The sequence below is a fragment of the Microbacterium sp. UMB0228 genome (assembly GCF_002871415.1).
Taxonomy (GTDB): domain Bacteria; phylum Actinomycetota; class Actinomycetes; order Actinomycetales; family Microbacteriaceae; genus Microbacterium.
The window spans coordinates 1-11,439 of record NZ_PNFU01000013.1; the positions used below are offsets into that span (position 1 = coordinate 1).

The window sequence follows — 11,439 nt, forward strand, 5'->3', positions numbered from 1 at the left end:
CAACCAGCCCTCACAGGAGGCCCTCATACAGACCGCCTGACGGAATCTGTCTCACCCGCCTTGACACTTTCCGCTTGCGCAGGTCGTCCTTGCTTCCGTCGTACCCGTTCATGCCTCGAGCATACCCCCTGGGGGTATCTAACTCAATGTTTTCGCTTCTATTCCCGGTAGGCGAACGTGGTCGCCGACTCTGTTCAGCTCACAGGCTGGCTGATCTGCGCAGCGCGGCGGCTTATCAATACCGGGTTACCAGACCCCAGCGGGGTATTCAAGGGCCTCAGTGCGCGGGCGATGCGAGCGTACTTTCGTGGCTCACGAAAGGAGTTCTCTCATGACCGTCACCGAAGAAATGCTCAGCACGTATCCGAAAGATCTGGGCGGAATTGATCAGAAGAAGCTCGTCGACTGCATCGACGCGTGTCTCGCGTGCGCGCAAGCCTGCACCGCATGTGCCGACGCTTGCCTCAGCGAGGACATGGTTGCTGACCTAATCAAGTGCATTCGCGCGAACCAGGACTGTGCAGACCTTTGCGTAACCACCACCCGGATCCTCTCCCGTCGCACCGGGCACGACGCCAGCGTCACCCGTGCCGCGCTCGAAGCTTGCCGAGCGGCGTGCCTGAGCTGTGCTAACGAGTGTGAACAGCACACCATGCACGAACACTGCACGATCTGCGCTGAGGCATGCCGACGCTGCGAACAGGCGTGCGTTGCACTGCTGGAGTCGCTATGACAAGCCAGCACGCCGACAACGGTTCACGCCCGCCGGCCGGCCACTCCCAGGGGAAGAATCAGGGCGGGATGTCGAGCTACCTTAAGCTCGCCGTCTCGCTATCGCTCAGCTTCGTTGTGATGTACTTCCTCACGTTTGCGATGATCAACGTCCTGGACGATCTCTTCCTCAACATCAGCAACCTCTACATGGCACTGATGATGGTCTTCCCCATGGGCATCATCATGGTCATCGTCATGTGGAAGATGTTCCCGAACAAGGCCGCGAACATCAGCTTGCTCGTAGGTTTCGCCGCGCTTTTCCTTGTCGCCTTCTTCATGGGACGCTCGGAAGCGTTCGTCGGTAACGACCAGTTCCTCCGTTCCATGATCCCGCATCACTCTCGAGCGATTCTGGTGTGTGAGCAATCAGACATCAGCGACCCGGAGATCCAAGATCTCTGTGAGCAGATCATCTCGTCACAGCAGGAGGAGATCGACCAGATGAATGAGATTCTCGACCGTCTCGACGATTAGTGGGGCGTCGGCACCACCCTTGCGACGAGTGGACCGGCTACCGCGCTCATGACGAGCGGACCGGATCACCGCCGTCGACAGGGTCCGGGTCGACCAGGCAACCTTACGCCTCAGCCTTACGCGAGAGCTGCCGAAAACGATCGTTTGCGGCGCGGTGAGTGAAGGCACACCAGATCGAATGCCAGAAACGTGCGCCGTAAGCGGGTTTCGGTAGGCGTATTCGGTGGGGTGTGAGCCGGATGTACTTACACCCAGGCCCCAGAGATGTCGCCTGGGGTGAAGCCGTTCCAATAGGTCATCAATCACTGTATAGTTCAGTGTGTGCTGACTATTTCCTCACGCCTCGATGTCATGAACCGGCTCGGCCGGGCCATGGCCGATCCCACGCGTTCCCGAATCCTAATGTCTCTGCTCGGTGGACCGAGCTACCCGGCTGTGCTCTCTCGTGAGCTGGAGCTGACGCGTTCGAACGTGTCGAACCATCTCACCTGCCTGCGTGACTGCGGGATTGTCGTTGCCGAGCCGGAGGGTCGCCAGACTCGTTACGAGATCGCCGACCCGCATCTTACGGCTGCGCTCGTCGCGCTCGTGGACGTGACGCTGGCGGTCGATGAGCACGCGCCGTGCGTGGACTCTGCGTGCACGGTGGCTGGCTGCTGTGGGACGGGGGCGGACGCGTGAGCGCGGCGTGTGGCTGCGAGCACGAGCCTGCCCAGCCTGCCACTGCGGCGGAGGATGAGACCGAAGAGGTTGTGCGGCCCTGGTGGAGGGACCGTGGGATCATGGTGCCGGTCTTCTCCGGTGTCGCATTCCTGGCCGGTCTGATCCTTGAATGGTCCGGCCTCGAGATCCCGGCGCTGGTGTTGTTCTGGGCCGGTCTGCTCCTCGGTGCGTCGACGTTCACGCCCGGCGCGATCCGGAAACTGTTCAAGGGCAAGCTCGGTATCGGGCTGCTGATGACGATCAGCGCGATCGGCGCGGTCATCCTCGGCTACGTGGAGGAGGCTGCGGCTCTGGCGTTCTTGTACTCGATTGCTGAGGCGCTCGAGGACAAGGCGATGGACCGTGCCCGGGGCGGGCTGAGGGCGCTGCTGAAGCTCGTGCCGGAGACAGCGACCGTGCTGCAGAACGGCGTCTCTGCGCAGGTGCCCGCGAGAGAGCTGACGGTCGGCCAGGTCATGGTGGTCCGTCCCGGCGAGCGGATCGCAACCGACGGGATCGTCCGTTCTGGCCGCTCCAGCCTGGACACCTCGGCGATCACCGGGGAGTCGATCCCCGTCGAGGTCGAGCCCGGCGATGCGGTGTCGGCCGGTGCGATCAACAGCGCCGGCGCGCTGGAGGTCGAAACGACCGCTGCGGGCACCGACAACTCGCTCACCACGATCGTGGAGCTGGTCGAGAAGGCGCAGACCGAGAAGGGCGAGCGTGCACGTCTCGCGGACAGGATCGCCCGCCCGCTCGTACCCGGCGTTCTGATCCTCGCAGCGCTCGTCGCGATCATCGGGTCGCTGCTGGGCGATCCAGAGGTGTGGATCACCCGCGCGCTTGTCGTGCTGGTCGCCGCTTCTCCGTGTGCGCTGGCGATCTCGGTGCCGCTGACGGTCGTCGCCGCGATCGGCGCAGCAAGCAAGTTCGGCGTGATCATCAAGTCCGGCGCCGTCTTCGAGCGCTTCGGCACGGTCCGCCACGTCGCGGTCGACAAGACCGGCACCCTCACCCGCAACGAACCTGCGGTCACCGCGGTGCTCACTGCGAACGGCGTGACCGAGACACAGGCGCTGGCCTGGGCGGCCGCACTGGAGCAGCACAGCACGCATCCCCTTGCCTCTGCGATCACCGCCGCGGCCCCGGGCACACCGGCAGCTGCAGATGTGACCGAGCAGGCCGGGCACGGCATCGACGGCACTGTCGGCGGATCGAGAATCACCGTCGGCAGTCCTCGCTGGCTGGACGCGGGCGACCTCGGGAAGCAGGTCGCGGAGTTGGAGGAGCAGGGCATGACCGTCGTGATCGTCCACCGCGACGGAACCCCCGTCGCCGCGATCGGCGTCCGCGACGAACTGCGCCCTGAAGTCCCCGAGGTAGTCCGGACGCTCACCAACCAAGGCGTCGGCGTGACGATGCTCACCGGAGACAACGCCCGCACCGCTCGTGCACTGGCCGCGCAGGCCGGGATCAGCAACGTGCGCGCGGAACTGCGTCCCGAGGATAAGGCAACCGCGATCGGCGAGCTGTCAAAGGCGGGGCCGGTCGCGATGATCGGCGACGGAATCAACGACGCACCGGCCCTCGCTGGCGCAGACATCGGTATCGCGATGGGCGCCACCGGCTCCGACGCGGCAATCGAATCCGCCGACGTGGCCTTCACCGGCCATGATCTGCGCCTCATCCCGCGAGCGTTCGATCACGCCCGCCGCGGTCGACGGATCATCAACCAGAACATCATCCTGTCGCTGCTGATCATCACTGCACTGCTCCCGCTCGCGCTCTTCGGCGTCCTGGGGCTCGCGGCCGTCGTCCTGGTCCACGAGGTCGCGGAGGTCATCGTGATCCTCAACGGTCTGCGCGCCGCACGCACCCGCACGCCACGACTGGAAAGCTGATGCTCGCAACTATCGGTTCAGCGATCGGCCTGTTCGCGGCAACCAACATCGACGACATTGTCGTGCTCACCGTGCTGTTCCTGGCTTCCAGTCGAGGGAAGCCCCGGCCGTGGCAGATCGTCGCGGGCCAGTATCTCGGGTTCATCACCCTCGTCGTGATCAGCGTGATCGCCGCTCTCGGTCTCACCATCGTTCCGGACGAATGGGTCGGTTTCCTGGGTCTGATCCCGCTCGGCATCGGCATCTGGACGCTCATTCGCGGCCTGCGCCGTAACAGCGATGACGATGATGACGACTCCAAGATCACCGCGGTCGGACTATGGGGCGTCGCAGGGATCACGATCGCCAACGGGGCCGACAACATCTCCCTCTACACGCCGATCTTCCGCACCAGCGCCCCCAGCGACGTCGCGATCATGATCGTCGTATTCCTGATCCTCGTCGCGGTCTGGTGCGCGGCCGGCCGGCTGATCGGCACCAACAAGGCTGTTACCGAGGGGCTGGAGCGCGTCGAGCACTGGCTCGTACCGGCCGTGTTCATCGGCCTGGGCCTGTTCATCCTGATCGAATCTGGGGTCATCGTCCGTCTGATCGAGGTGCTCGCATGACCTCCTCCCAGTCAGAGGCTCATCCGCCCGCTGCGCGCAAGCTGTCGTCGACCCGGCGGCGGCAGCTCACTGGTGGAGCGCTCTTGATCGCCGTGGTCGTCGTGCTGATCGATCAGGGAACCAAGGTGTGGGCCGAAGCGACCCTCACCGACCGTGAGCGCATCCCGCTGATCGGTGACCTGCTGGGTTTGCAGCTCGCCTATAACTCCGGAGCGGCATTCTCCTTCGGGGAAGGCTTCACCTGGGTGTTCGCGCTGCTCGCTGTCGCCGCCACGGTCACAGCGATCGTGTTCGCGTTCCGAGTGCAACGCGTGAGATGGGCGATCGTCATCGGCGCGCTCGGCGGCGCTTCCGCCTCACACGCAGGCGACCGCCTTTTCCGGGACCCCGGATTCGCCCGTGGTCACGTCGTGGACTTCCTCGCCTACGGAAACTGGTTCATCGGCAACATCGCCGACATCGTAATCTTCGCCGCAGCGATCACCGGAGCAGTTTTCATGATCCGCGCCGGGGATGAGAGCACCGAGTGAGATCCGTTGTGCGGTGGTGGGACACCCATCAACTCGCCCTCTACATCGGCGCGATCGCCGTGGGCAGCCGTTGAGTGAGTTCACGCTTAGGCAGGCGGGCGGTCGCGATGTAGGCGCAGAGCCACCCACCAGCCGCATCGTCGACAGATGAGAGCGCGATCGTCTCCGAGTGCGTGCAGCTTCTTGCGTGGCAGATGTCGCCCGCAGCACGTGCACGCAACGTCCTCGTCAGTCGCCATGAGCGGAGAGCGCCTCTCGAATCTGTTCAACCGTTGGCATCCCGGCCAGCCCAGCAGGGGTGCTGTAAATACGGCAGGCGAGGTCATTGCTTCGCCCCGACCCCGGAAAGAGATCGTTGCCATCCAGGGTGATCGTGGGGGAGCCCGCGAACGAGACTGCGCCCGCGTCCTCCTCCGTCCGGATGAGTCGGTAGTGAACCTCCGATTCGTCGTGGCCTGTTTCTCGTAGCGCCTCAGAAACACGACGGCCAGCCTCAACCCAGCTGGGGCAACCGGCGATATAAAGCAGCTCAATCTCCACGACTCAATCATCCTCGACTTCGCTGTTGATGTCGTGCCCGGGCTACCACCGAAAACGATCGATTTCGGTGGCCCGATGGAAGTTGCCTGCCGCAAGTGCGACACGCCGAGGATCGACGCGCCGTAACCCCCTGCCGAAACCCAAACGCACCGAAACGGGCGGTGTACCGTTTGCGACCGAAATACTGTCCGTGAACCGCGAGGGGTCAAGGCGTGGGGTTTTCACCGTTCGGACGACGTCGTTCGAGGGTCAGCCGAACGATCTGGGTCATCTGCCCCAGCTTCTCCTCGGCCGCTCGGATGCTGATCTCGATGCCGTCCACTTCTCCAAGCCAGCCCATCCTCTTCGCCTCGGCAAGCCGTTCGTGGAGGTTGGCCAGGATGGATTCGAAACGCTGGCGTTGTGCCGGGTCCGGTCGTAGCATCGGGCAGCGGATACACGCGTGCTCGTGAATGCAGGGCGTTCCGTAGCCGCGTGAGCAGGACCCGAGTTCGACCTTGCGTTTGAAGAATTGTGCGTGGAACTCCTCGAGCTCGGTCGCCGACGGATCGCGGTAGTCCTCTACTGGTCTCGACGCTCATCGACGATCAACGAACTGGCGGAAGTGTCGAGCGACGTCTTCATCGAAAACTGCCGCGTATCCCTGGGTCGTGGAGAGATTCAGGTGTCCCATCACCTTGGCGAGGATGTGCACGGGTAGTCCCGATCTCAGAGCGTCCGTCGCGAACAGACGCCTGAAGTCGTGCGCAGTCAGACGAGTCTCAGGGGTGTCGAGGCCGGCCACTTGCACGGCATAAGCGACGAAGTTCTTGAAAGCGGCAGGGGAGAACACGCGGCGAACGTCGCTGTCTTTCCACTGGAAGAGGAACGGCAGTGGCGGGGAGAAATCTCGCTCGAGTGAGTCGTAGCGGATCACCAGGGGCACCTGACGTTCATCGCCGCGCGCTCTTTGGCGGAGACGAGCGAGAACATGTGCGAGCTCGGGAGAGACGAGTAGTACGCGTCCCCGATCCGATTTTGATGGGACGACCTGCAGCAAGAGCATCTTCTCACCCGTCGACGCTTCATAGGTGAATAATGCTGTGGCTGTGAGCTCCGCGACTTCTTCCTGACGCATGCCCGTTTCGTGCATGACGTGGACGATGGCCCAGGACCAGAACGCTCGTTCTGCGATCCGTGCCTGGAAAGTGCGCTCACCTGTCGCGAGGTCTCGAATCGGGACCGCGGTCATCGACACACCGGGGCCTGCACCCGTCTCACGAAGGTACGCTCGCCCAGCCCACTCGAATCGCTCTCCGAGAGGAGTCGTGGTCGCCGCGCGCAGAAGTGACTCCTGATGCTCGAGGTCTGTGTCGATGGCGGCGAGGAGCTTCGGGACTCTAGGCGCGATCTTGCGGACTCGTTGATGGTGGGCGGCGATCACCCGTCGTCTGTGTTTCTGGTGGCCGGCGGTGTCGATTCTGGGAGACGATGCTCGCAGTCGACCACGACGCCCAGTAGGCGTCGTGCGTGGCCCACACGGCGATGTCGAGGTACATGGCGCGCACCGCGAAGAGGGTGCGATAGCGGTTCTTCAGGCGTCCGACCGATTCCGTCTTCCACCAGTCAGCCACCTCCGGCGCGACACGTAGGTCGGCTTGCTCGGGATTGCGCGAGCGAATCTCCATCCAGAAGTTCCGGAGCAGTTCAGTCGACATCGCCTGCAGAGTTGGGTAGTCCACGCCCGGTGCTCGCGACCTGAGGTAGCGCGTGAACATCTCTGCGACGGCGGGCGGTTCGATCTTGTTCCTCGCGACCATCGCGGCTGCATCCGGCCTCGGCGACTTCGCGAGCTGGCGAAGAGGCGGGAGGTCGGGCGGAACGATGCCGAGCCGTTTAAGGATCTCGAGCGCGTCTGCGAGCCCGCGGCGGATGGGCTTGCGGGCGACGGCAGCGGAGGCCACGACGTCGTCGGCCGTGATCTCTCTGAGGTGTTTGCCGGTCGCCACCTGGAGGATCAGCATGGCTCGCAGTGTGTCTCGTGCGGCATCGGTGGGGAAGCCTTCGAGCGACCACGGCGAGAAGCCGTCGAGACGGATGCGACCCACTCGGTTGAGGAACTCTGCACTCGGCCGAAGAGCGTCGAGGCGAATGAAGATCGACACGGCTATGCCGGGGCTCGTGGCAAGTTCGCGAGCGACTTCGTTGAGGCCAGGGAAGGCGTCGTGCCAGGTCAGGCTCGGCATGTTCTCGACCCCGCTTGCGTCCCAGCGCCGTTGCCAGGTCTCGCCGGGGAAGGTCATCAGCGTATCGATGAAGATCTGAACGATCGGGCGATAGTCGTTTCGGATGCCATCGTCGTACGGCGTGTGAGGAATCGCGGCGTTGAGGAACACGCCGGGGCGCGCTCGTCCTCGGGACGGCCGGCGATGTCGACGGAGTTGCGGCGCTGTAGGCGCTGCTTCGATCGGGTCTTCCGTCTCGATGAGGTCTTTCACCATGATGCGTCCCCCACAAGTTCGTCAAGATCGGAGCTGTCGTACGTCAACGCCGGAGCCTCCGGCGCGGGCCTAGGCTCTGACCGCGCCCGAAGGTGCTGAGCGACGCGCTCGATGATGTCGTCGTCATGCTGTTGGAGGTACTCCTGGGTCGTGGACAGATGCAGGTGGCCGAGAATGCGTTGGATGTCGCTAAGTGTCAGAGCGGGGTCGTTGGACATCCGCACGGCTGCAGTGTGCCGAAGGCCGTGAAGGCGCACCTTCGCATCTATCTCGAGGCCGACCCTGTTGAACATCGCTCTGGCAGCGTCATACCCGAACGGCCGATACGGGCGTCGATTCGTCCATCACACCGGGTTGCCCTTCGCGAGTAAATCGGGCGGCAGCGACTCTTGGTACAGCCGCAGCCACAGGAACGCGTTGGACGAGGCTGGCAGAGCCTGCTTCGCGCGAGTGCCCTTCCGCTCTACCGTGATGCGCTGGGATCCTGGGTCAACGTCTTCGAGATTCATGCCGAGCAGCTCTGAGGGGCGAGCCGCGCTGGAGAGGTAGAACTCGACGAGGGCTCGATCCCGCGTATTGCGGATGGTCTGAAGGATCTCGGCGACGCGCGACTCAACGATCAATCGAGGTGCTGTCTTCGGGACCTTCTGACGAAAGTCGGCCCGACGGTCGCGTCGGAACGCCAGTTCAGGGTTGTGGTGAGCGTTCAGCCCTCTGCCGCTATCGGCACGGCGCGCCGGTACGGGATTGATGATCGGACCGCGCTGTTGCGCAAGCTGATAGTCATAGAAGGCCGAGATCACGGCGAGGTTGTGATTCAGCGTCCGAGGCGAAAGCGGCCGAGGGCTCAGCGCTGAGGGTTGGCGACAGGCGAGCACGAAGTCGCGCACTGTCTCGCGTGCTGCGCGCTCCCAGTCCGCGCGCTCGAGCGCGAGGTGACGAAACCACCTCAGCAGGCCGTACGCGTACGACCGGCAGCTCGATTCAGCGTTCCCACGTGCCCAGAAGTCGAGCATGAAGTCCGAGACTGCGGCGATAACCGCGCCATCACCATCGATGACAGCCCAGAAGGGAGGGTCATCGAGGGCCAGTACGGCGCCGACACGGGTTCTCTCGCTCATCTAGTCGAGCATCGCATTGAGAACCGATAGGAGAGAGGCTTAGTTCGATATACACACCTTTTCCATCCGCGCGTTGACGATCGGTCCGCCCTTGGGACGGTTCGCCGGCTTCTGCCAGTCCCAGCGCACGAGCTCCAGGATCCGCCCCTCGCCGCGATCGCGCACGATCGGCGCATCCTGCGTGCGAGCGACCGAGTAGGCACCGGCCCACGACTTCCACCAGTCCTCGGGCTTGCCGCCATCGGCGACGTACTCCCGGATCAGCTCGTCGGTCTTGGCGTCGTTCGCGAATCGGCCGCACATGTGAGCGACCCTACGCCCGAGGTGGCGAGGACCGCTAAGTGTCGCCGAGTGCAGCGTTAATCGCCAAGCACTGCACTCGCCCCGTTCGGAGGCGGTTCCGAGCGCTCTTCGTAAACCTCCACGTCGTCGAGCACAAGTAGGATCGCGCTCGTGACCTCACCGGACCCAGTCGATCTCGCCCGCCGTCTCATCGCAGTTCTCGGCCCGACGCTCGTCTCGACGCTCGCCGGATCGCGCGATACCAGAGTAGCGCTGGATTGGAGCGAAGACGACGGCGCGCGTCCAGACGCGGACGCGGTCCGTCGCCTCGAGTGCGCGGACGCGGTATGGCGTACCGTCAGCGACGCTGAAGGTGACCAGGTAGCGCGACTGTGGTTCATTGGCGGCAACCCGTTCCTCGGCGGCGATGACACCGTGATAACGGCGATCCGCGAGGGACGGTTCAACGAGGTTGTCGGCGCCGCTCAGGCGCTGGTGGATGGATCCTTCTCGGGATGATCAGTTCGCGCGTTCGTCCTCAACCAGGGCCCGAAGTGCAGCATGCATCTCGGTTCGAGCATCCTCGGGCGATAGCTCGCGGGTAAGGATCCGCCGAGCACGGTCGAGATCCGCTGCGGTGGGCTGCTGTCCTTCGAGCTGCTGCCCTTTCTCCACAAGAGCGAGAGCACGGTCGACCTCTGATGAACTTAGAGGCTGCTGATCCATCCTCCTCCTTTGGTTGTCTTGTCGGATGACGTCTAAGCCGAATCCCGGCTGCACGAGCTGTTCAGCACAGTCTCGTCTCGAGATTGCGGTCGAACAACACCGTCGCGATAGTCGTAGCCACGCGGTAGCGGCGATGTAGCGCCAAAGTTGGAGTGCGAACTATCCTTTGAACAGGGATTTTCGACGGCGGTAGCTGTGTAGCTCGCTGAAGGGAGTTGTCGTCATCGGGGGAGAGGTGGCGAGCTGCTGATCGTTGCTGCGGTTTAAAGGAGAGACGTATCTCAGAGCTACACAGCTACGTTCCGTGAAAAATCCTGTTTGCACAGCAAATAATGTGTAGCAGAGCGGTAGCTCGCCAGCGACCTTACGCTACCGCCCGCTACGCGTCAGCTACCTCGCCTCCTTCACTTTCGTGCGTACCCGCTGAGGTGCTGGCCACGCTTGGGCATTGGCCAACGACCTGCGAGCAGGCGAAGACGTTCGTTCTCCAAGGAAGGGTCGTCGTCCCAGTATTTCCTGCCCCAACGCCAGCCGCCGATCATTCTGATGGCGTGCTTTAGCTGCTGAGCAAAGCCGTGCGCGGGCTTCACGCGCTGGGTGCCGTAATATGCCTCTTCTTCATTGACCCACCGATCGTACAGAGCCTCAAGTAGTGAGTACGGAACATACGATGCGGTGAAGCGAGGCATGAACAGCAGCACGAAGCACAGTATGTCGGCGTGCGCACCCTTCGTGAAGAAGGGGCCACTGTGACCAGAGTGCCGGGGCCTCTGACGATCGATGTGGGTGAGCAGCCGACTCGTGCTGTTCTCAACTGCTGCCATGGTTGCGATGTGCAGCTCCTCCAGCTGCGCTCGCACGCTGATTGGACGCTCTGCGGGAGACTCGACGTCCATCCACTCGGCGACTGTCATTAGCGTCTCGCTGCCACTCTTGTAGGTACTAACCACGTGCACGCTGATCGGGATGTCATTCTCGCGAAGGCGCCGTACTGCCTTCAAGGTAGCTACATCGACGCTCCCGGCAATCAGCTCCATCGACTGGGTCTGATTCAAGGTTGGAGGCATCGGCACGCCGAAGTACTCCTCGAATGCCTCGCCGAGCGAGAGCCGCCTTGACGCCAACGGTCCCATACGGTTCCGCATGTACTCGTCAAAGATGCTCTCCAAGGCTGCGCGGTCGAGTGTGTCGACCCATGCCCCATACGCGACGAGCTGTCCGACTGGGCCGCGTCCGTTTGAGTGGTGGTCTTTCGCTTCGTTGCGATGATCAGCTGTCGTTAGTTTAGGCGGCGGTGATCT

At 63.3% G+C, this 11,439-nt stretch carries 13 protein-coding genes and 1 pseudogene; 7 read left to right on the forward strand and 7 right to left on the reverse strand.

From position 1 onward, the window contains the following. Nucleotides 1-331: 331 nt before the first annotated feature. From CJ226_RS17525 to CJ226_RS17550, 6 genes are all read left to right on the forward strand, one after another. The gene (locus CJ226_RS17525; protein ID WP_082750002.1) at nucleotides 332-733 is read left to right on the forward strand and encodes a four-helix bundle copper-binding protein; all 402 of its coding nucleotides are present in this window, start codon (nucleotides 332-334) and stop codon (nucleotides 731-733) included. Continuing rightward, nucleotides 730-1,248 carry a DUF305 domain-containing protein gene (locus CJ226_RS17530; RefSeq protein WP_200838872.1) on the forward strand — a complete coding sequence of 173 codons (519 nt, stop codon included), beginning with the start codon at nucleotides 730-732 and terminating at the stop codon, nucleotides 1,246-1,248. The genes CJ226_RS17525 and CJ226_RS17530 overlap by 4 nt, the downstream gene beginning before the upstream one ends. Nucleotides 1,249-1,569: 321 nt before the next feature. Beyond that, entirely contained in the window at nucleotides 1,570-1,929 is a 360-nt protein-coding gene (locus tag CJ226_RS17535) for a helix-turn-helix transcriptional regulator (protein WP_036275916.1), read from the forward strand. Beyond that, on the forward strand, nucleotides 1,926-3,851 hold the full coding sequence (locus CJ226_RS17540) for a cation-translocating P-type ATPase (protein WP_197491836.1): 1,926 nt from the start codon (nucleotides 1,926-1,928) through the stop codon (nucleotides 3,849-3,851). The genes CJ226_RS17535 and CJ226_RS17540 overlap by 4 nt, the downstream gene beginning before the upstream one ends. After that, nucleotides 3,851-4,459: a cadmium resistance transporter gene (locus CJ226_RS17545; protein ID WP_036275918.1), complete on the forward strand. Its 609-nt coding sequence runs from the start codon at nucleotides 3,851-3,853 to the stop codon at nucleotides 4,457-4,459. Before CJ226_RS17540 ends, CJ226_RS17545 begins: the two co-directional genes overlap by 1 nt. A 92-nt stretch (nucleotides 4,460-4,551) precedes the next feature. Continuing rightward, a complete protein-coding gene (locus tag CJ226_RS17550; RefSeq protein WP_257996733.1) occupies nucleotides 4,552-4,989 on the forward strand; it encodes a signal peptidase II in 438 nt (145 codons plus the stop codon). Between the two features lie 228 nt (nucleotides 4,990-5,217). On the opposite strand, the gene CJ226_RS17555 is transcribed toward CJ226_RS17550, so the two are convergent. From CJ226_RS17555 to CJ226_RS17580, 6 genes and pseudogenes are all read right to left on the reverse strand, one after another. Then, nucleotides 5,218-5,529, reverse strand: coding sequence for a hypothetical protein (locus CJ226_RS17555; protein ID WP_029153956.1), 312 nt, complete (start codon nucleotides 5,527-5,529; stop codon nucleotides 5,218-5,220). 205 nt (nucleotides 5,530-5,734) lie between these two features. Continuing rightward, entirely contained in the window at nucleotides 5,735-5,953 is a 219-nt protein-coding gene (locus CJ226_RS17910; protein WP_146008274.1) for a hypothetical protein, read from the reverse strand. Between the two features lie 153 nt (nucleotides 5,954-6,106). Continuing rightward, nucleotides 6,107-6,952, reverse strand: a complete 846-nt coding sequence (locus tag CJ226_RS17560; RefSeq protein WP_219720001.1) for a site-specific integrase — start codon at nucleotides 6,950-6,952, stop codon at nucleotides 6,107-6,109. Further along, a complete protein-coding gene (locus tag CJ226_RS17565) occupies nucleotides 6,909-8,009 on the reverse strand; it encodes a hypothetical protein (protein ID WP_146008276.1) in 1,101 nt (366 codons plus the stop codon). The genes CJ226_RS17560 and CJ226_RS17565 overlap by 44 nt, the downstream gene beginning before the upstream one ends. Then, a pseudogene (locus CJ226_RS18560) lies at nucleotides 8,003-9,130 on the reverse strand (tyrosine-type recombinase/integrase). Before CJ226_RS18560 ends, CJ226_RS17565 begins: the two are co-directional and overlap by 7 nt. 39 nt (nucleotides 9,131-9,169) lie before the next feature. Beyond that, entirely contained in the window at nucleotides 9,170-9,433 is a 264-nt protein-coding gene (locus tag CJ226_RS17580) for an SOS response-associated peptidase family protein (RefSeq protein WP_102209965.1), read from the reverse strand. A 150-nt stretch (nucleotides 9,434-9,583) separates the two neighbouring features. On the opposite strand from CJ226_RS17580, the gene CJ226_RS17585 reads away from it, so the two are divergent. After that, nucleotides 9,584-9,931, forward strand: coding sequence for a hypothetical protein (locus tag CJ226_RS17585; protein ID WP_102209966.1), 348 nt, complete (start codon nucleotides 9,584-9,586; stop codon nucleotides 9,929-9,931). A 611-nt stretch (nucleotides 9,932-10,542) separates the two neighbouring features. On the opposite strand, the gene CJ226_RS17590 is transcribed toward CJ226_RS17585, so the two are convergent. After that, nucleotides 10,543-11,439, reverse strand: an 897-nt coding sequence (locus tag CJ226_RS17590) for a hypothetical protein (RefSeq protein WP_219720003.1), incomplete at its 5' end; no start/stop codon positions are given.